16 protein-coding genes are annotated in these 22,632 nt (G+C 35.1%); 8 read left to right on the forward strand and 8 right to left on the reverse strand.

Going from position 1 to position 22,632, the window contains the following annotated elements:
- Positions 1-14 precede the first annotated feature (14 nt).
- A complete protein-coding gene (locus tag IPI31_01140; protein MBK7566407.1) occupies positions 15-2,783 on the reverse strand; it encodes a class I SAM-dependent DNA methyltransferase in 2,769 nt (922 codons plus the stop codon).
- Positions 2,784-2,981: 198 nt separating this feature from the next.
- Positions 2,982-3,905, reverse strand: coding sequence for a hypothetical protein (locus tag IPI31_01145; protein MBK7566408.1), 924 nt, complete (start codon positions 3,903-3,905; stop codon positions 2,982-2,984).
- Positions 3,906-4,080: 175 nt separating this feature from the next.
- On the opposite strand from IPI31_01145, the gene IPI31_01150 reads away from it, so the two are divergent.
- From IPI31_01150 to rsmI, 5 genes are all read left to right on the forward strand, one after another.
- Positions 4,081-5,385 carry an aminopeptidase P family protein gene (locus tag IPI31_01150; protein MBK7566409.1) on the forward strand — a complete coding sequence of 435 codons (1,305 nt, stop codon included), beginning with the start codon at positions 4,081-4,083 and terminating at the stop codon, positions 5,383-5,385.
- A 171-nt stretch (positions 5,386-5,556) separates the two neighbouring features.
- Positions 5,557-6,345, forward strand: coding sequence for a CDP-alcohol phosphatidyltransferase family protein (locus IPI31_01155; protein MBK7566410.1), 789 nt, complete (start codon positions 5,557-5,559; stop codon positions 6,343-6,345).
- A complete protein-coding gene (purS, locus tag IPI31_01160; protein MBK7566411.1) occupies positions 6,335-6,586 on the forward strand; it encodes a phosphoribosylformylglycinamidine synthase subunit PurS in 252 nt (83 codons plus the stop codon). Before IPI31_01155 ends, purS begins: the two co-directional genes overlap by 11 nt.
- A 46-nt stretch (positions 6,587-6,632) precedes the next feature.
- Entirely contained in the window at positions 6,633-8,285 is a 1,653-nt protein-coding gene (locus IPI31_01165) for a hypothetical protein (GenBank protein ID MBK7566412.1), read from the forward strand.
- Positions 8,286-8,289: 4 nt separating this feature from the next.
- Positions 8,290-8,997, forward strand: a complete 708-nt coding sequence (gene rsmI / locus IPI31_01170; protein MBK7566413.1) for a 16S rRNA (cytidine(1402)-2'-O)-methyltransferase — start codon at positions 8,290-8,292, stop codon at positions 8,995-8,997.
- Here rsmI and IPI31_01175 read toward each other — a convergent pair.
- Both IPI31_01175 and IPI31_01180 read right to left on the reverse strand, forming a co-directional pair.
- On the reverse strand, positions 8,986-10,389 hold the full coding sequence (locus IPI31_01175; GenBank protein ID MBK7566414.1) for a hypothetical protein: 1,404 nt from the start codon (positions 10,387-10,389) through the stop codon (positions 8,986-8,988). The two genes, rsmI and IPI31_01175, sit on opposite strands and share 12 nt — an antisense overlap.
- Positions 10,390-10,576: 187 nt before the next feature.
- Positions 10,577-11,983 (reverse strand): FAD-binding protein, encoded by a 1,407-nt coding sequence (locus IPI31_01180; GenBank protein ID MBK7566415.1) that lies wholly within the window; start codon positions 11,981-11,983, stop codon positions 10,577-10,579.
- Between the two features lie 192 nt (positions 11,984-12,175).
- On the opposite strand from IPI31_01180, the gene IPI31_01185 reads away from it, so the two are divergent.
- From IPI31_01185 to IPI31_01195, 3 genes are read left to right on the forward strand one after another with little or no spacing between them, the layout of a single operon-like run.
- Entirely contained in the window at positions 12,176-14,224 is a 2,049-nt protein-coding gene (locus tag IPI31_01185) for an Omp28-related outer membrane protein (protein MBK7566416.1), read from the forward strand.
- A gap of 55 nt (positions 14,225-14,279) precedes the next feature.
- Positions 14,280-15,011: a T9SS type A sorting domain-containing protein gene (locus IPI31_01190; GenBank protein ID MBK7566417.1), complete on the forward strand. Its 732-nt coding sequence runs from the start codon at positions 14,280-14,282 to the stop codon at positions 15,009-15,011.
- Positions 15,012-15,065: 54 nt separating this feature from the next.
- Positions 15,066-16,364 (forward strand): hypothetical protein, encoded by a 1,299-nt coding sequence (locus tag IPI31_01195; protein MBK7566418.1) that lies wholly within the window; start codon positions 15,066-15,068, stop codon positions 16,362-16,364.
- A gap of 55 nt (positions 16,365-16,419) precedes the next feature.
- On the opposite strand, the gene IPI31_01200 is transcribed toward IPI31_01195, so the two are convergent.
- The 4 genes from IPI31_01200 to IPI31_01215 form a co-directional block, all read right to left on the reverse strand.
- Positions 16,420-17,859, reverse strand: coding sequence for a T9SS type A sorting domain-containing protein (locus IPI31_01200; protein MBK7566419.1), 1,440 nt, complete (start codon positions 17,857-17,859; stop codon positions 16,420-16,422).
- A 96-nt stretch (positions 17,860-17,955) separates the two neighbouring features.
- Positions 17,956-19,083: a T9SS type A sorting domain-containing protein gene (locus IPI31_01205; GenBank protein ID MBK7566420.1), complete on the reverse strand. Its 1,128-nt coding sequence runs from the start codon at positions 19,081-19,083 to the stop codon at positions 17,956-17,958.
- A 305-nt stretch (positions 19,084-19,388) separates the two neighbouring features.
- Complete coding sequence (locus tag IPI31_01210; GenBank protein ID MBK7566421.1) at positions 19,389-21,182, reverse strand: acyl-CoA dehydrogenase family protein; 1,794 nt, start codon at positions 21,180-21,182, stop codon at positions 19,389-19,391.
- A 43-nt stretch (positions 21,183-21,225) separates the two neighbouring features.
- A complete protein-coding gene (locus tag IPI31_01215) occupies positions 21,226-22,404 on the reverse strand; it encodes an acetyl-CoA C-acyltransferase (GenBank protein ID MBK7566422.1) in 1,179 nt (392 codons plus the stop codon).
- Positions 22,405-22,632 lie beyond the last annotated feature (228 nt).

The raw sequence follows: 22,632 nt of genomic DNA on the forward strand, positions 1-22,632 counted from the left end.
AATAACAAAATTAATTATTTCTTTGGTTGTTTTACTTTCTTTTTCCCCTCCCCCGCAAACAAACCACTCGTATATTTATCATACAACTCAAACAAATACTCTATCCTTGCCGTTTCAGATGCAAATGGTTGCGAACGATAACATTGATCTACCGCTTTGTCCAAAACCTGATGTGCCTTAACTAAAGCCGGTGGCATTGTTAAATGGTCATAGAGATCAGCCAAACTGCTGTTTGGAAACTCAGCCCTAACATCCAATACTTTTTGCGCTGCTGATTCTACTGCTTGTTTTTGTTTTTCAGTTGGGGATTCGGGCCAAGGGTAGTTATTGTAAACAATATCCTTTGAATACCTAAAATCACTTTTCAATCTTCCACAAACATATTTTACCCATGCCATGTGCATTTCAGAGGTTAAAATACCAAAGTGAAATAAATTGCCATTGGCAATTATATGACAACTATTGTTAGCAATTTCGCCATTTTTAAAAAAACCAAATGGAATATACTTTCTATTTTCAGAAGAAGTACTGGGGATTAATATAAAGTTTGAGGGATTATATGTATCTCGAAATTGCATGGGCGTGGAAGCAAATTTTCGAGTTGAAGGCGCCACACTATTCAATCTAAATTCTTTTACTTTTTCAATCCGTTCCAAAAGTTCTGAATTTGATTTTATTTCTTCAGGTGACGCATCCTTTAACCAAATGCACCATCTGTTTTCATTATTTATATATTCTCTTGCACTTATTAATTTTTTAATGAATTTTTCTAACTTAGGATACTTTAAAATTAAAATATTCTTTTCAACATCAGTCAATAACAAATTACCGCCATCCAAAGGCATATTTCCAAAATTCATTTGTGGAACATTTGAAATGGGGTTTTGGCGAGATGTAATGATTACTGTTTTAGCATCAACCAAATATGGATTTATGTTTTTCGCTAGTACTTCATGCGGGTCACTATTGACTGTTGAATATTCGAATATTTTCTTATTTGAAGAGTCAAAATTTGCAAAACCTACAATAACACAATAAACTGCAGCCACTCCACTTGCTTCATTATTCCATTTGAAAGTCCTATGTGCGAAATGAATTTTTATGTCAAAGTTTGAAAACAATTCACCCCATAAAATTCCAACTTGCTCCCCTTGCGAAATTGAATTAGTAGAAACAAATGCTGCTTTTGTAATTTTACTTTGTTTCAAATACATAGCAGCTTTTACGTACCATCCGGTAACATAATCCAACACACCAGCTCCTTTAGTGGAATGAAAAAGCAATTTTAATTCATTTCTAGCTTCCTCTGTCATTAATTTACTGCCAATAAACGGCGGATTACCCAAAATATAATTAAAGGTTGGGGTCTCTTTTTCAAATGGCAAAACAGGTATTAATTTATCCCAATTTAAACGCAATGCATTGCCTTTTACAATTGATGCACTTTTGCGGAGTGGAATTCTTTTCATATAATCGCCAAACTCGCTGCTTACTTTTTGGTTCATTTGGTGGTCCATGAGCCACATGGCAACAGTTGCAATTTGCACTGCATGGTCTTCGATTTCGATGCCGTAAAATTTATCTACATCAATATTTACCAATGCTTCGATGTCAGTTACTTGCTGCCCCTTTTGGGCAGTTTTAATTATTTCCATTTCGAGTAAGCGTAATTCACGATAGGTAATAATTAAAAAATTACCACAGCCACAAGCCGGATCCAAAAATTGTAATGTAGCAATTTTGGAGTGAAATTTATCTAATTTCCGGGCATCTGTTTTTACCTTATTAAATTCTTCCCAAAGTTCATCAAGAAATAATCCCTTAATAAGTTTTAAAATATTTTTTTCACTGGTATAATGCGCACCAAGATTTCGTCTTTCTTTTGGATTCATTACACTTTGGAAAAGTGATCCAAAAATTGCAGGTGAAATTTGTCCCCAATCAAGATCACAACAGTTTAATAAGGCTGTGCGCATTTTGCTGTCAAAACTTGCAGGTGGTAAAGATTCTTCAAATAATTTACCATTGATATAATCAAAATCAGCATAAACCTCATCTAAATTCTTAAATCGCTGATTTTTAGGGGTATTCAATACATGAAATAATTCGCTTAAACGTGGTGCCAGATCACTTCCATCTTCACTGGTTTTATTCAGTAAAAATCCGTGAAAACTATCCTTTTCAAAAATGCCGGAATCATCTGCAAACAAACAAAATAACAATCGCACCAAATAAACTTCCAACATATGACCTTCATAACCAATTTCTTTGAGTGCATCATGCAGGTCGCCCATTAATTCAGCTGCTTTTATATTAACGGGATCCTGTTCTGCATACACTCGTTTTTTATAACCCGATAAAAAGGAAAATAAATGTAAATGTTCCGGTAAATCAACAAGTTGAAAATTATAAATGGAGTTTTCATCAAGGTCATATAAGCGAAACCAATTAAAGTCGGAAACCACTATATATCTTGGTAGTTCTTTATCAGTTAATCCCGGAAAATAATTTTTAGCCTGAGCATATGCAGTATCAAGATTTTTTCCTCTGCTTTTGTGTTCTACTAAAACAACTCCTTTCCATAATAAATCAATAAATCCTTTTGATTCATCAATTTTAGTTGCGGGTTGCTCAAAGGTTGCTACTCTTCTTCTACTTACCCCAAAAACATTAAAAAAAGCATCCCAAAATGATTTTGCTTCGGCTTTTTCATTGTTTTCATTTTCCCATTCTTTAACAAATTGATAAGAGCGGGTTTTTATTTCGTTAAGGCTTAGGGACATGGGGATAAAAATAGGAAATAAACAAAGAAGTTATTTCTTTAAAATATTAAAATTGGTATAAGGTAAAATTGAACCTTGGGTGAGGGATAGTAGCGGAAACCCCACAGCGAGGCACGAGCGAGGAGTTGCAGCGAATAGCCCGACCCGTCCGCCTCGGCGGGGCACCCCCAAATTAAATTACAGGCAATAGGTAATTAATCAATCACAAGTAACCAGATCAGCATACCACTGTAAGGTCCAATTGGTAGAGGCATAAAAATTATCGGTTGAACCACCGGGAGCATAAATATAACCCGGTGTAATATCGCTATATCCAAAATCGGCATAAGGTGAGCAGTCTAAATTTTCCTGCGCACCTGTCCAGGTTTCTATGGATACCGGTTCATCAAACATGCTGGGATCCATCACGAATTTTTTGAGTTGATGGTGATCTCTCACTGTCACCAGCGGAGCAACGTGATACCACCAATACACACAACAATCACCGGCATCAACGGCAAGATAGCCTGTGGCTCCCTCATAACTGAACACCTTCTCACAGGAATAACCAAATTCATTTTCCATGATCTGGCGCATTTTATGTGCGCGGGCATAACATCCGTCAACTACGTATTGAAATGGAATACAATAATCTATGGTGGAAGTTCCGGTTGCACATCCCTGTTGTTTGCAGAATTCGAAAATTTCGTTTAGCGTTTCCATGTTTGGAACTATCTTTTTAATGGTGCCGGGTGTTGGAATAATCACCTTTGCGTTGTTAAAATTTTGAATATCATCCGGTGATGGTAATTGAGCCATAGTTATTGTTACCACCGGAGAACTTTCATTTTCGGTGTATACTCTAAGTGGAGATTTTGATATCTGACTTTCGTCGAGCATTTTTTTTATTTGTTCAAAGTCGGTGTTCGTTTTGGGCAGATCGAAAATTCGCGGAGATTCGAAAAAGCGCACCTGAATGGATTTGCCATCAGGGGAGTCGCGGTAATAAGCAGGGGTGAAAAGTTTATATTCACCCGGAGTATTAATTTGTGGAATTTCTGCGTTAAAATCGGAAGAACGCTGACAACTATTTAACAATAAGGTAGTTAAAATGAGGAGGCAGGATAGGCGAAAAAGTTTCATCGTAGGCAATTTATCAGGTAAATATAGCTTTAAAACAGAAGTTTTATGATGATTTTAGTCTAAAAATTCAGGTTTATGCCCTGAAACCCAAAAATTGACCGTTAATTTATCTGGATATCACAATTTCCCTGCTCTTTATTTTTCACTACCTTTAAACCCTCAAAAAAACAGCGACATGAAGTATTTGCCTATTGATAAACAACTATTTATTCAAAACAGGAGTAACTATACAAAGCACCTGAAACCCAACAGCATAGCAATTTTTCATAGTAATGATGAAATGCCTACCAATGCCGATCAGTTTCATCCTTACAAACAAAACAGCGATATATTTTATTTAAGTGGTATAGATCAGGAAGATTCCATATTATTTATTTACCCTGATTGCCCCATACCTAAATACCGTGAAGCTTTATTTCTTAAGAAAACCAATGCTTATATAGCAGTTTGGGAAGGACATAAATACACGGAGCAAGAAGCGACTGCAGCAAGTGGAATTAGCACTGTTCAATGGAAGGAAGAATTTCCTGCGATATTTAATATGCTGATGAACCATGCGGAAAATATTTACCTGAATTCGAATGAAAATGACAGGGCTTCTATATTGGTACCTTCTCGCGATGCGAGATTTACACAGGAAACAAAAATCCGTTTTCCCTTACATAATTTTTATCGCAGCGCTCCGATCATGGCAACCTTGCGGACAAGTAAAAATGAATTTGAAAAAGAATTAATGCAAATTGCCTGCGACATTACAACAAGTGCATTTAAAAGAGTAATGAAATTTGTAAGGCCGGGAGTGATGGAATTTGAAGTGGAGGCAGAAATATTACATGAGTTTATTCGCAACCGTGCATCACGTCTGGCTTATGGAAGTATAATTGCAAGTGGAGCAAATGCCTGTGTTCTGCATTATGTAGATAATAATATGGAATGCCGTGACGGCGATCTTATATTGATGGATTTTGGTGCTGAATATGCAAATTATTGTGCTGATCTTACGAGAACAATTCCTGTGAACGGACGATTTACTGCGCGTCAAAAAGATGTTTACAATGCAGTGCTTCGCGTGCAAAGAGAAGCAATAAAAATGATGCATGTGGGAATGATATTAAAAGAATTTAATAGTGAAGTTGGCAAGGTGATGGAAGGAGAATTATTGGGACTTGGTTTAATAAGTACAACAGATATTAAAAATCAGGACCCTGAAAATCCGGCATACAAAAAATATTTTATGCATGGAACAGGACATCATCTGGGCTTGGATGTACACGATATTGGTGACCACTACGCACCGCTTCCATCAGGTGCAGTGTTAACCTGCGAACCGGGCATTTATATTCCGGAAGAAAATATTGGTATTCGCATAGAAAATGATATTATGATCACAGATTCCGGCAACTATGATTTTATGAAAGATTGCCCAGCCGATGTAGAGGAGATTGAAGAATATATGAACGCTATGCAAATGGCTGATTGACATTTTGAAGGCACGAATACGCAGGCCAGTAAGACACTAAGGCGCGAAGATTTCACGAAGAGAATTTAGAGTGCTTAAAGTATTAAAAATATTGGATGGTATTTCAAGAAGCTTTTAAAAAAAATTAGGATAATTTTCAAAGGATAAATAATTTTTGGTTAACACCGCAGGATGAAATTCATTAAAAATCTACCCAACATTCTTACCTTATTTAATTTGTTTCTCGGCTGCATGGCTATTGTGTATCTGTTTAACGATCATATGGTAATTATGAGCGGTGAAAGAGAAATGTTTATTGATATGGGCCAAATTGCATTGGCCTGTTATTGTGTTTTTGCTGCTGCTATTATCGATTTTTTCGATGGATTTGTTGCGCGTTTATTAAAGGCGCAAAGTGAGTTCGGAAAACAATTAGATTCCCTTGCCGATATGGTTACTTTCGGATTGGTTCCGGGTTTGATCATGTATGAATTGATAGCGCGTTCTTATTATGCTAATTACAGTTCGTTTGATTATCCCGTTTTGTTTTATTCCGCAGGTTTTGCGCTAACTATTTTTGCGGCTGTAAGACTTGCAAAATTTAATCTCGATACCAGACAAACTTCTGAATTCCGCGGATTGCCAAGTCCTTCCATGGCTATGATAGTTATGTCGCTGCCACTTATTATTTTACGCGACGAAATGCAATTATCACAACTGCTCTCTAATAGCTGGGTACTTTATGGAATTGTTGCTTTATTGAGTTATTTGATGGTGAGCGATATACCGATGTTGAGTCTTAAGATCAAATCGCTGAAATTTGAGGAAAATCAGTGGTTATTCGAACTCATTTTATTATCGATAGCAATTATTTTTATGGGGATATTTATTTTCCATATTATGTTTTCCATCATACCAATTGTATTAATTTTATATATTTTAATTTCACTAACAAAAAATATCAACGAAAATGGCATATAAGGCTGAAATTGATGTAATGCCCTTAAAAGAATTGCTCGATCCAAAGGGTAAAGCTGTAGCAGGTAATATGAAAAATATTGATCTAAACTCCATACAGGACGTTCGCATTGGCAAACATATACAACTTCATATTGAAGCAGATTCGGATGCTCAGGCAAAACAAATTGCTGAGGAAGCCTGTAAAAAATTACTTGCCAATCCTATTATGGAGAGTTATACTTTTACTATCCACAAGGTATAATTTTGTTTATAGGATGAAAAAACATCCTTATTAATTTGTTTATACTATGCTATACAACAAAGTGAATGGCATTTCCGAAAAAAAGAACTTCACTGTTGTATTGTTTTTTGTTTATCTGATCCTTGCGCTTTTTTTATACCGCAACAGCATTGGTTGCAGACTGGTAACAGATGCACAAAACTGGTTGGTGCTGTATGATACTATTGGATGGTCAGGTATTTTAAATTCCTTTGGAGACCAAGCCCTGCATCCCGGTTATCACTTTTTTTTCTTTTTGAGTTATAAAATATTCGGGACCAATGAAGTTGGATGGTATCTTTTATTTACCTCCCTGCATGCATTAAATGCGCTTTTGATATATCATGTTTTCAACAAATACTTAGGGCTGATTAAAATTTCGGATCATAATTTAATCAGCCTTTCTGCTTCCTTTTTATTTCTTGTTTCACCATATCAAACAGAAGCAGTAGTTTGGGGTGCCACCATTCATTATCTTCTTGTTACGGCTGCTGTTTTATTAACTATCAATTTGGTGATCTTATATATTCAAAAAAGAAAATTGGTTTATATAATATTGATATTGTTATTGTTTTGTTTAGCCATTTTAAGTTCTGAACTTGCCTTATGCATTCCATTTATATTAACGCTTTTATTCCTGTTTATAAAAGGCGACTCAACCCCGTTACCAAAAAAGGAAATATTTACTCGGATATTGTTGCCTCTCCTCTTGTTAATATCGTTTTACTTCGTAGCAAACAAATTGATCTTAGGAAGTTGGGTAGGGCATTACGGAGCATCCACGCACCTAAAATTTTCGATTGGTGAATTGATCTCCAATTTCAGTAAATACGTTTTTAAATTTCTTTTATTCGGGAATTTTTTTGCTGGAACTTTAAAGGAAAAATTTACGATCTTAACGGATCCTAAGTATGTTTTGTATTTATTAGGTGGGGTTATATTGTTTGTGGTTTTTCTATATTTATTTATTAAAAGATTTCGCACTTCAATAAATAAAAGTTTTGTGTTGTTTTTGTGTTTCGGTGCAGCGTTATTACCTGTTTTGAATTTATTTTTTAATACTTTGCCTATTGAGGGCGACAGATTGGGTTATCTTGCGAGTGCATTTATTTTTCTCAGTTTGTGTGTGTTTTTATTTTCGATCTATCGCAAGGGTGCTTTTATTATAGTATTGTTATTTTCCGTAATTTCTGTTTTTTTATTGAACATAAATCTTACAAGCTGGAAAAATGCCGGGATCATCCAAAATGCATTAGAAAATAATTTTGATTGGGAAGATGCGGATCGTTTATTTATTCTAAATATTCCCGATAATTTTAATGGAGCATATTTATACAGGGATAATGGAAGCAGCAGTAAATTCAAAACCGCTTTACAATTAAAGGAGAATACTTTAATTAAAGGTGATGTTTATGAGATCTTACAATTTAATATGACGAGTCTAGATAATGGAATAATAACGGAAATAATAGATTCGGTAACCTTAAAAGTGAGTTTTGAACAATGGGGAAACTGGTGGTGGAGAGGAGGAATTGGGGCGAGTGATTATGAAAATGATCTATATAAAGTGGATATTGATGAATGGAGTCATGCTTATATCATTACCTTTAAACAAAAAAGGCCGGATGATATTTTTATTTATCAAACAGGCAACAGCTGGCAACAGGTAAAAGGATTTTAAATTAATGGGTCAGGGGAAATTATATATAATACCAACGCCAATTGGCAATCTTGAAGACATAACACTTCGAGCAATCCGGATATTGAAGGAAGTTGATCTGATTTTGGCAGAGGACACGCGCACGTCTTCTGTGTTATTGCGTCATTATGAAATTACTACAAAAACAATTTCTCATCATAAATTTAATGAACACGAAGCTGTAAAAAAAATTGTGCAGGAAATTTCGGATGGCAAAAATATTGCATTGATCTCCGATGCTGGCACTCCCGGAATTTCCGATCCAGGTTATTTATTAGTGCATCTTTGTGTTGAAAATAATATTGTGGTTGAAACACTACCTGGCGCCACAGCATTTGTTCCTGCTTTAGTAAATTCAGGATTTCCAATTAACGAATTTGTATTTATTGGATTCTTACCGCAAAAGAAAGGTCGTGAAACAAAATTGCGTGAAATTTCTACGGAAAAAAGAACAATGATATTGTATGAATCGACTTATAGAATACTAAAAACTTTGGAACAACTCGGAAAAATTTTTCCCGAGAGAAAGGTGAGTGTATCCAGGGAGATCTCTAAAAAATTTGAAGAAACAGTTCGTGGAAGTTTTACAGAAGTGTTTGATCATTTCACAAAGAAAATTGCCAAAGGCGAATTTGTAATTGTGATAAATGGTTTAGAAAAACCAGTGAAAGAAAAACCTGACTCACATCTTTAAACAATCTAAAAATTTCACCTTATTTTGTGGAAGCAACCAATACGGATTTAATTTTATTCCAACATACATATTTATGGAGGAGTATTCCGATTGTTTCATAAAGGTTAATAAATTATCAGAGCCCACGGTAAAAAACATAAATCGCGCAGCTGCTCCTATTCTGAATTCTCTGTCCTCATACAATTGCATTGGAATACAAAAACTTACATTTTTTGTTTCATATCTCGGGGTTAAGGAAAAAACATTAGAGCGAGCGATAAGATTAGTATTAAACCTCGGGATACGACGCACTATCATTGCCTGGGCATAAATATTTTTATTAAAGGCTTTTTCTGCACTTAAAACGAATGCTGCCGGTAAATACATTGCAAAACTGCTACCATCCTTCGCCGCAGCGCTGAGGTCATAAATAATTCTTGCCCCGGTGCGGTTAAATTCATCAATATCGTCAATGGAATCCAATTCTGCATTAGAAACAACTAATGATTCCTCATTAACCAAATGGTAGGTGCCGGCATTCTTGGTAAATTTTAGCATCCCGAGATCAACAATTGATAATCCGAACTTCCATATATATTCTTGATTTTTGGAAAATTTGAATTGAGACCTTCTTTTAACTTCATAGATAACACCTACATCCAATCCAACACCAGATCCATTTATTCCAAAATTACTTTTGTCGTACAACATATTCGAGCCCAGATTTTTCGTATAATCAAAATCCGAATCAAAATGCGTTGCCGTTGTATTTACGGTATCACGGACATAGGTAAATTCAGAATTATTTTCATATCCTAAAGCCTCTAATCCGCTGAGAAATTTTAAATTACCTCCTAAATGCACTGCAAATACCGAATTTCTTTCCAATGTTGCTTCTGCATTTAATCCAATTTCTGACCATACCAAAACACCGGCATTAAAGGCAGGCATATCAATATTTGTATAAAGCGGAACATCTTTTATTCCCGCTATTCCATGTACTTCATTTTCACTTAAGGCATATCCTGCTGCTCTGGCCGTAAAAAAAATTCCTGCTGCAAAATCATCAAATTTTACGAATGCTGAGGGTAATTGTGCTAATACATTTCCGTGAGCGTAGATTTTTTTGGGATTAAAATAATTTATATCAATAATGCTATCAGAAGTAGTTACATATTTTATCATATTTTCCGGAATGGAAATATAATTATTGTCCTCATACACTCCGAGTGCAAAAACATTTACATCCCAAGGCAACTTACCGGTAATCGGCATCGCAGGATTTAATAACATTCCATTAGACCCTGCATAATTATCAGTGCGCAACCCAACAAATTCTTGTGCATTTACATCAGTGAACACACCAATATAAAATAAACAACTGCAATAAATCGCTACCGAATATTTAAACATATAAATACATAGATCCTTTATAAAAACCTGTGTGCGGTTCCAAAAAACTTACTGTAGTGTGTGTTTAATTACTGTTCAACAATCGCTAATTTACTGAACTAAACGGTTATGGGCTGTGTTTGTTGCGCAAAAATTAGGACAATATTTTAAGTTTTCCAAGAAAATCGGCTGAAATATTTGAATTAGGTTAATTTCGGTCTATCACTTTACCCGGGTTGAGGATGTAATTCGGATCAAAAAGAGCCTTTATACTCCGAAAGATATTTAATTGAATTTCGCTGAAAGCTATATTCATAAAGGGTTTCTGAACCAAACCTATGCCGTGTTCACCGCTCAGAGTTCCACCCAGGTCCATCACTAGCCTGAAAATCTCCCGAATACCTTCCGGCAGATTTTGATTCCACTGTTCATCAGAGAGTTCGCCCTTTAAAATATTTACGTGCAGATTGCCATCTCCTGCGTGACCATAACAAACAGAACGAAATCCATATTTCGCACCTATTTTTTTAACTCCTTCCAAAAGAATTGGCAATTCTGCTCTGGGCACTACAGTATCCTCCTCTTTATACACTGAATTTTGTTTTACTGACTCTCCAACCTTTCTTCTCATTTTCCATAGATCATTTTTTTCGCGTTCAGTATCGGCGAATAAAACTTCATCACATTCAAATTTTTCCACTATAACAGAAATAGTTTCACACTCCTGCATTAAAATATCGATATTATTTCCATCTACTTCAATTAATAAATGTGCTTGTATGGTATCCTTAATATTTATATTAATATCAGTATTGAAATTCAAAACAAAATCAATGGCATCCCGCTCCATAAATTCCAGTGCACTGGGTGTAAGTCCCGCTCTGAATATTTCTGACACTGCCTCACAGGCTTTTGTAGCGGAACAAAAAGAGACCAACATCAATAAATTATATTTTGGATATGGAATTAATTTTAAAACTATTTTAGTAATAATTCCCAATGTCCCTTCGCTGCCTACAAACAATTGAGTGAGATTATAACCTGTTGCATTTTTTAAAACATTTGCCCCTGTCCAAATTATTTCACCTGTAGGCAAAACCACTTCAAGATTTAAAACATAATCTTTAACAACACCATATTTAACTGCTTTAGGTCCACCAGAATTTTCTGCAACATTTCCACCAATAAAACAACTTCCTTTACTAGCCGGGTCAGGTGGGTAAAAAAGTCCCTTTTCTATAACCGTATTTTGTAAAACTTCAGTAATTACACCTGGTTCTGTTGTAATTTGTAAATTGCGTTCATCCAGAAATAAAATTTTATTAAATCGCTCCATACTAAGTGCAATTCCGCCGTAAACAGGTAAAGCACCTCCACTCAACCCTGTTCTTGCACCTTGTGGTGTAACAGGAATATGATATTCATTAGCAAGTATTAAAATTTGGGATATTTCAGTCGGCGTTGCGGGTTTAACAATTACTTCAGGAAAAAACTGCAGGTCTTCTGTTTCATCTGAACCATATTTTTCCATATTCTCCACATCCAGAAACACATAATTTTCACCAACTATGGCTTTCAGTTTTTCAATAATCTGAGCATCTGCTTTTTGATACATTTTGCAAAGTTAAATTGTTTCCATCACCAATACTTTCAAGGTAATAATTGTGGTTTTGAGTGAAAATGTGTTTGCCGGTGATATAATGAACACTTCTGAATACCTGAAAATATGACATATTCGTGTCAGTAGTGGTTTTTAGCTTGTTTTTTTCATTTTACCTTTATACCTTTAGAATATTAAAATAATATGATGAAAAAAATACTTTACACCTCAATGCTGATGGCAGCGCTCTTTATTTGTAATTCAAGTTTTGCGCAAGCCAAAAAATACCCATTATTTGAACACTTTACGCAGGCATCCTGCGCGCCTTGCGCCGATCAAAACCCTTTCTTTCAGGCGGTTTATTATGCTAATGAATCAAATATGCACCACGTTGCGTATCACACTTCATGGCCGGGAATAGATGAAATGTATGATTTTAACCCGTCGGAAAGTGATGCAATGGTTAGTTATTATAGTGTTTCAGGTGTTCCTGAAATGATCCAAAATGGAAAAAGTGTGGGTAGTCCAACAGCGGTTACTCAGGATGTGGTGAATAATTTAACTACCGAAAACAGTCCGATCAGAATTCTTGTTTCTGAAACTACTGCCGGTACAACAAGAAATGTACATATTGAAATACAAACAGTTGGAACAGTTCCCGCCGGATCCTATAAATTAAAGGCAGCAGTTGTAGAACACCTGGTTGAGTATATCAGCCCTCCGGGCAGTAATGGCGAAACTGAATTCCCCAATGTTTTTCGTGAATCGATCACCGGAACAGGTGGAGTAACATACACTCCTGCTGCTTTGGGATCATCTGTTACTTTCGATTATTCTTATGAATTGGATCCGATTTATGTTGATGAACAAATTTATACCTTAGCGTGGGTTCAGAATGCATCTACAAAAGAAGTATTAAATTCAGGTGCTGCCGGCGACCCACAGGTTGAAGTGTATAATATCGCACCGATAGTTTTTACAAACGGCACTGCCGGATCTCCGGAAACTTTTACAGGAAATGTTGAAAATCTTGGCGTTTCAAATGCTAATATTACTATAACCTTAACTAAGAGTGAGCCAGCTGATTGGAGTTCTTCATTTGATTATAATGGAATGAATTACACTACCACTGCTTCATCTTCCATAAATGCATTAAGTGTATTACCTATTGACCTTGAAGTAAATGTTGGAACAAGTGCAGGTATTGGTGAATATACCATTACTGTTGAATTTCCAGATAATCCGGAAATTTTCCCACAAGTGTTGACTTATTTTACAATTTCAGGTGTAACTGATCTTATCGTAAATAATGAAGTTAATTATGGCGACGGAACTCCATATGATACTTATGATTTTGAAACTTTATATGTTGATGCATTGGATGCAGCAGGAATAACAACTTTTGCATCCACTTCTCATTTTACAATGAAAAAAGGATTTTCAGGAGCAGCATTGGATGGAATTGAAAATATTTATTACAATGTTGCATGGACATTCCCTGCTTTAGTAGATGATCCGTTAAAAATTGAACAATTGGAAGAATTTCTTGATAACGGTGGTAATTTATTTATTGCCGGACAGGATATAGGATGGGAAGTAGATAATTATGCAGCTTATTATCCTGAAGCAGTAAGTTTTTATGAAGATTATTTACATGCATCATTTGTAAATGATGTTGCAAGCGGCGCAACTTCATTCACTGCTGTAGCAACCGACGAATGGTATGGCGCAGTTGCGGAAAGTAACCTTGCCGAAGCCTATGGTGCAGTTAATTATTATCCTGAACAAATTGAAGCAATGGGTATTGATGCTACTGATATTTTTACCTACAATGCAGGAACTAAGGTTGGCGGGGTTCGTTCAGAAACTTCTGATTATAAAACTGTTTATTTAGGAGTTGGACTTGAAATGATAGAAGATGAAGCTGTAAGAAACGCAATAATGAATGCTACTTATCTTTATTTCAAAGGCGAGTTAAATGGAATTGCATTTGATAATGTAATTCAAAATCTTTTAGGTTCTGCATATCCAAATCCCGCGATGGATGCAACAACAATCAGCTTCACAAATCTGGATAAAGATTACACAATGAATATCACTGATATATCAGGTCGTATAGTTATGCAAGTTCCAATTTCCGGCGGCACAACTACATATCCTTTAAATGTATCTGAACTCAACAGTGGAATGTATTTCTATTATCTTACTGATGGTCAATTAAAAACACAAACAGAAAAATTAAATATTATTAAATAAAACATTAAAAGGTCGGATAACATTATCCGGCCTTTTTCACATTAAATTAAATACAATGAAAAGATCATTATTGTTTATATCCCTTTTAGGCAGCATGAGTTTATATGCTCAATACATAACACTTGATCCTGCTTATTCTGAAGTGGATGGCGATCCGTCTGAAATGGTGGAGGTAAATATCACGCTTCAAAATACAGGTGAAACACAGGCAATGAATTGGCTGCGCACGGTAAATGATATTCCGGATTTCTGGTCATCTTCTGTTTGTGATTATAACTTATGTTATGGTCCCAACACAGATGAACCAACTGATTATTTTGAATCTGTTGGCGGAACTTCCGGAACTGTTTATGTAAGGTTTGATGCACGTAATTATTACGATGGCGAGTACCACCCCATTCCAGGTTGCGGCACAGTAGAAATAGTTTATTACAGTGTTTTGGATAGTGCTAACTATAATGCCTTAGGAGTATTTCACGCTCGTTTAGGTGTTACGGAAGAAGATTGTGGAGGAGTTTGGATATCACCTTCTCTCGATAATAGTTTTTCTGTTTATCCGAATCCTGCTATTAATTCATTAAATGTTGTTGCATCATTTAGTGCACACATCTCAAAAGTTGAGATCGTTAATATTGTTGGTATGTCGGTGCAGGAAGTTAAATGGAATACCACTTCCGGAAAAATGACTTTTGATATTACTGAATTACCACAAGGCATTTACTTTGTGCGTTTACTCAACGATAAAAATGCAGCAGTTTATACAGAAAAAATTTCTGTAACTCAATAAAATAAATAAGACTACAACTTTCTACTTTATGGAAAGTTGTAGTTTTTTTACCCTATGAAACTTCTTCCGAAGTCACTACCCCTTCCCATTGTATTATTAATTGTTTTTATTGTAACGGAAACACTTTGTGGCACTTATTTATTGGAAAATAAAGTGCGCATTGATATTGTTTCCATAGTATATTTTATTGCCGGAATTGGAATCGCAATAATTCCTATGATCCCATTTCGAAACAGCAATATTATTCCTTCAGAAAATAATATCTCCCGCCGATTCAACAAAATAATATTGTATTCCTTTTATTTTTTTATAGTTGGATATTTTATTTTTTTCATGACCGGCATTATGCAAACCAGGATTCTTGATCACAGAATATCCGATACGCTTCCTCAGATTAAAGTAATGTGTCAGCGTTTGTTATCAGGTGAAAAAATCTACGCACCAATACCAGAAATTTGGGACGGGAAACAACCGCCCTATATGCCATTGATGTGGTTGCCATTTACTGCTGCAGAATATTTAGGTATTGATGTGCGATGGACAACAACGGTATTTTTATTAGGTGGGATATTTCTTACATTTAAAATATTGCCTTCCCGATTTGCAGGAAATCCCCTGATATTAATTTCCACCTTTATCTCACTTTTTCTATTGTTGAATTTTTTATTGGTGAAGGATAGGGTCACTTTAGGTAATACAGAAGAAGGAATTGTAATTGGTTATTATCTATTCTTAGGATTTGCATTGGCGAAAAAGAAACCCATACTCATAGGAATTGCTATAGCCTGTTGCCTGATGAGCAGATTTGCCCTGTTTTTTTGGGTGCCGATGTATTTATTGTATGTATTTTTTTATGAATCCAGAAAGAACGCATATATAATAACCTCCGTTATAGCAGCAATAATATTAGTGGTATTTCTAATACCATTTGGATTTACACAACCTGAATACTTTATCAATATTCCTGCTGATTATAAGGTTGGTGTTGACCAGGCATGGAACTATAATTATAATGAGGCAACCGGCAAATATTATGAGAACAGTTTAGGTTATACAAAGTATTTCGATATTTCTGATATTCACTTTTTGCATAATCTTCAGATAATTGTGGCGGGTATTTTACCATTTTTATTATTATCAATCTATGCAATAATCTATAAAAAACGAAAACTCAATTCCGATTTTTTTGCCATATGTAGTCTTAAATTAGTACTTGTATTTTTTTATAATATGATTGAGGTTCCTTACTACTATTTATTTTTTGTATCAACTTTTTTCAGTTATGCCGTTTTATTTGCATATTTAAGATCTGCTGATGTAAAATACTCCTTAACATCTTCGGGGAATAATTAAATAAAAATGGCTGCCCTTTTTACCAGGCAGCCAAATTCTGATTTATATAAGACTCTTAATTACTGATACTAAATTGTTCGGTAAATTGTTTGTTATCTGTTGTAAATTTTATAATATAGATGCCTGATGTTAAGTCAGAAACATTTATCTCCTGATTCATTGTTCCATCAGCAATTGAAATAGATTCTGTTTTAATTATCTGACCATTCATATTACTGATCTCCAGCAATCCTGTAGTTGAAATATCATCACCGGTTGTAATTGTCAGCGTAATATTTTCTTTGGCAGGATTCGGGTAAACCATCATCCCCTTTGAACTGTTTATACCTGCCCCAATTTTACAAGATGCAATTACAGTAACTGGTTCAGTTGTTCTGGTGCAACCAAAAAATGTAGTGATCACACAATAATATTCCCCAACTTCAGTTGCGAGTATTTTATAATAATTTTCATACAACATCGCTTCACCATCCTTATACCACTGGAAAGTATAATCTGGAGCATAACTCGCTTTAATTTTTAATGAATCATCAAAACAAAGATCAAGACCTTCAGGGCTATAAATATTTGCAAATGGATTTTCCAAAACTGCAACGGCCTGTACTTCAGATGTATCGGTGCATTCACCATCCACAACTATTACCTGATAATAACCTGGTTTTTCAGTTGTAACAGATGATTCTGTCATTCCCGGCATAATATATCCATTTTTCAACCACTGGTAACTTGCATAACCTTCAGGACCATACAGAGTAACGAACTCATGTTTACAAATATAAATATCACCTGTAGGAACTATAGTAGCAGTAACTTCAGATGTTATTCCATCACAATTTTCATCTATATCATTACAAAGTTCTAAAGCACCTGGATGAATATCAGGATTTGTATCATCACAATCAATATATGCTGCATAACCATCTCCGTCTTCATCAATAATATCCATAGTTCCATAAATATTAATATTAGTAACATTTAATCTGCCAGTGGAATCCAATGCGCCAAAACCCGAAATTTTAAAATAGGTTTGATGATCTGTTGAAAAGTCAGGAATATCCCAAGTACCTGTAATAGTTTCAACTCCGCAATCGGCAATAACCGGTGTGAAATCAAAACCCGCATCTATCCAGGTAAGACCTGAATCAATACTATAAGAATAACGAACATAAATTGGTCCGAGATCAGTAATACGAAGATCAGCGCTGATAGAAGTTATATTCATAGCTGCAAATGGATCTGGAGCCAATTCAACAACTATGCAAGGCATTGAAGTATCAAAAATTGCTTCAACACTGAAGTCTTTAGTATTAAATCCAATCGGGCATCCGTCGCCGGCACCGTTTGATCCGCCACCACGACCTACTCTATGTCCGGTAATGTTTGGATCAATGTAATAATAATCACCTTCCGTGTGATTTTTGTATTCGAATAATTGCGCATTTATGGTCTGAACGCAAAGAGCAACCAATGATAAACCTAGTAGAAACTTTTTCATAATTAGAATTTTAATTTTAATGACAGTTGTTTATTAAATAAATTATTTTCAGGGGAGAAGAAATTTTAAGATCTCAAAATATATTTCAAAATCTCATTAATGTATTACTTGAAAAACATATGTTTTTGTTTCGATACCTTCACTTAATAATGATAAAAAGTAGGTGCCGTTTTTAAGATTGCTAACATCAAATTCGAATTTTGAATTAATTTGATCTGCACTTTCATTTTGTTCATACACTTTTAAACCATAACAATTAAATATATGAAAGGAGTTATATTGTATCTTACCAATTAAATTTTCGACAAACACAGCACTGGAGGCAGGGTTAGGATATAGGGAGATATTATCTTCCATGATCGCATTTTCAACAAAAATAATATCTGAATAGGCTGCTGAATTATCAAAGTCAACCGCTTTTAATCTGAAATAAGCATCAGTATAAAATTGCTCGTCAGTAAAATTGTAAAGGATCGTATTTGTAGATGTTCCCTTTGCATTAATAATTCCTATAGAATCAAAACTTAATCCGCCATTTGTGCTTTTTTCAATTTGAAAATAATTTGATTGCGTTTCTGATTGTGTTTCCCAAACCAGATCCAGGGTATTAATAGCATTTTGAGAAGCGGAAAAATAGCTCAATTCAATTGGCAGAACAACAATATCAGTAACATATACATTATCAAGCCAGGTTGTTTCGGTAGTCAAATTAGAATAATCTCCTCTTATTCTCAAACAATTTACAGCGGATAAAAAGGAAATAAAATCTGCGTAAGTAACCGGAAGGCCACCCAAAGTTGAATATTTCCATCCCGCTTCTGTGAGCGGTACAGAATAGGAGGTCCATGCGGTTCCTGGATTTACGGGAGTATTATAAACTATTTTAGTACCATCCGCTTTCAGAAGCATTACATCAGACTCATTTGTTTGAGAAGCAGATGTATTTTGTTTAAGATTAAAATTTAAATAAGACCCATAATATAAGGAAAGATCAGTATTAAAATCTGCAGAACTGTAAAAGTACCACATTCCTGCGGCGTTATCAGAGCTTTTATAACAACCACCCGGATTGCCATTTAGTGCTACCCACGCTGCAACCGGTTCAATACAGGCACCTTCACATATTGCCGTCCAACCATCAGAGGAGGTTGTAAATGTATTAACAGGCTGAGAAAACAGTTTAATTGGAATCGTGAAAAAAAGGATGATGTAAAAATTTTTCATTGTGTATGTTTTTGTCTAATTGTGACATCCTAAACCTATAATCAAATTACATGCTCAGGTTTGTATGAATTAAACAATATAGACACATCAAGCATTTCATGAAATCTAATCAATACTCACGATTAAAAAAACTGTGTATTTTTATTGTATTGTGAACAGAATTTTGCAAAATTTTCCCCACTTTATTTATTTTATTACATTAATTTGAACATGTCTTTAGTCCGGTAATAAAAAATCCCACCTCCAAAGGAAGCGGGACTCATTTAATCTGTTAATAGTTGTTGCGAAATTTCCCCAACGGTAAACTAAAAGCAATACCCATTTGCCTCTATCATTTTATCTGCAATACGCCTTCTGGCAGCGGTTGTATTTGAAATTTCATATTTAGAAAACCGTTTTAGTCCCAACAACATCATTTTTTGCTCATCTCCTTCCGTAAATGCTGCAATAGCTGTCTTTCCGGCTTTACTCAATCTGTCTATGGAATCTGTAAAAAATACTTTCAGAATATCGCGATAGATGGCAGTTTCATTTTCTCCTTTCATTTCTGTAAGTTTTTTCACTCGCAATAATAATGATTCACTTACATAAATTTCGTTCATCATATCTGCGACACACATTAAAATTTCTTGTTCATCTTTTAATTTCATCATTAATTTTTGAACAGCAGCGCCAGCAACCATAAAGAATGCTTTCTTCATATTCTTCAAGGTTTTTTCTTCTGCCGTAAATAATCCTTCCTCTTCAGAATCAAAATCAGGAATGGCCATTAATTCTTTTTGAACTGCCATTGCAGGACCCATCATGTCTAACTGGCCTTTCATTACTCTTTTCAGAAGCATGTCAACGGTTAATAATCGGTTTATTTCATTGGTTCCTTCAAATATCCGATTGATACGAGCATCGCGATAACTTCTTGCTGCCGGATATTCTTCACTGTAACCATTTCCTCCATATATTTGAACACATTCATCCACCACATAATCCAATACTTCACTTCCTATCACTTTCAACATTGCACATTCTATTGCATATTCCTCTGCAGCTCCCAACAATGCCTTTTCAAATCCAACTCCCTGCTCCATTAATTCCTTTTCCTTTTTATCGATATAATCACTTGTGCGATATGTTGCACTCAAGGCTGCAAAAACACGAATTGCCTGTTCCGACATTTTATATTTTATTGCCCCAAATGAAGAGATTGGAACATTAAATTGCATTCTTTCATTGGCATATTTTACAGAAATATCCGTTAACTCTTTTGCACCTCCCAAAACACCAACACACAATTTGTATCTTCCGATATTGAGAATATTAAATGCAATTAAATGACCCTTACCAATTTCGCCTAAAACATTTTCTACAGGAATATGCATGTTTTCAAAAAATATCTGACAGGTAGAAGAACCTTTTATTCCCATCTTTTTTTCTTCAGCTCCTATAGTAAATCCAGGTGTATTTCTTTCTACTATGAATGCAGTAAATTTATCTCCATCCACTTTTGCAAAAACCGTAAATATATCTGCAAAGCCCGCATTGGTGATCCACATTTTCTGGCCGTTGAGAATATAATGTTTTCCATCAGCACTTAATTCTGCTTTTGATTTAGCTGCAAGAGCATCACTTCCACTTCCGGGTTCCGTTAAACAATAACTTGCATGCAATTTTCCGGAAGCAAGTCCGGGAAGATATTTTTGTTTTTGTGCTTCCGTTCCAAAATATAATATTGGCAAAGTACCAATGCCTGATTGGGCACCATATGCAACAGAAAATGCATGTGCTGTTCCCGTCATTTCCGTTACTACAGAAATTGTATTAAAATCTTTATTAAATCCACCATATTGTTCAGGAATTGGCAAACCCAAAATTCCAATTTCTCCTGCTTTAGTTAAAAGTGATGGCATTAATCCTTCCTCATGTGCATCAATGCGATCGAGATTTGGTAATACTTCCGTATCAACAAAATCTTTTGTCATTTGTTTGATCATAAGTTGTTCTTCATTTAATTCCTCAGGAATAAAAATATCTTGGGGAGTTGCGTCTTTAATTAAAAATTCGCCGCCTTTGATCACGATTGTTTTTTGCACTATTTCTGCCATGATGATTTTATTTAATTAGTTATTAATAATTTTTAGTCTGGTATTAATTTAAACGTTCATAAATACCTGCGATACCTTGTCCCCCACCAACGCAAGCCGTAACCATTCCGTATTTTTTATTCAAACGTTTTAGATCATTTAATATTTGCACGGTTAATTTTGTTCCTGTACAACCTAATGGATGTCCTAATGCAACTGCTCCTCCATTAATATTCACGATATCCGGATTTAAATGTGCTTCTCTGATAACTGCCAAAGCCTGCGCCGCAAAAGCTTCATTTAATTCTATCAGGTCGATATCCTCTAATTTCAAATTTGCCATTTTTAATGCTTTCGGGATTGCGGCAACGGGACCAATACCCATAATTCGTGGTTCTACACCAACAGTTGCACAACTCACCATTCGAGCCAGGGGTTGTAGATTTAATTCTTTCACCATTTTTTCGCTCATCACAATAACAAAACTTGCTCCGTCAGATGTTTGAGATGAATTTCCTGCCGTAACAACACCATTTGCTGCAAAAACGGGTTTTAATTTATTTAATGCTTCTATGGAAGTATCTCTGCGTGGTCCTTCATCCGTGTCTACAGTATATTTTTTTTCAGATCGTTTATTTTTCTCATTAACAAAAATCTCCGTCACTTCTATTGGTGCAATTCCATCTGCAAATAATTTATTGTCGATGGCATTGATCGCTTTTTTATGTGAATTAAATGAATAATTATCAGCATCCTCACGTGAAATATTAAAATCGCGTGCAACATTTTCTGCAGTTAAACCCATACCAATATAATAATCAGGATGCGTTTTTGCAGTTTCATAATTTAATGCAACCTTCCAACCTGCTGTTGGCACCAGCGACATAGATTCTACTCCTCCGGCAATGATACAATCAGCCATGCCCGCTTTTATTTTTGCAACGGCAATGGATATGGTTTCCACTCCACTTGCACAATACCTATTAACTGTCATGCCTCCCGTAGTAATTGGCAATGCGCGTACAGATATCATTCTTCCGATCTGTAATCCTTGTTCAGCTTCAGGAACTGCATTGCCCACAATAAGATCATCAACGCGAACAGGATCTAATTGCGGCACCTTCAATAATAATTGTCGAATTAATTCCACTGCCAAATCATCCGGACGTGTAAATCTGAAAAGGCCTCTTGGTGCTTTCCCAACTGCTGTTCGCAAACCTGCAACAATATATGCTTCGTTCATAATAAGAATATTTAGTATATAGTATTTAATATATAGATGAGTTTCATGTTACTTTTTAGTATTCCATTTATTTGATAGGTGATTTTGTAAAATTCGTTTCATAGATAGACCTTTTATTTTTGCGTTCCAATTTTATTCGAGAGATGATTTTGCAAACTGCTATTTTGGTTGTTTTTAAGATAAGTCATTTTTTATATCATTAAGTAAAATCTTGCGGTGGTCTCGTCT

The organism is Bacteroidota bacterium (assembly GCA_016706865.1).
Classification (GTDB): Bacteria; Bacteroidota; Bacteroidia; order Chitinophagales; family BACL12; genus UBA7236.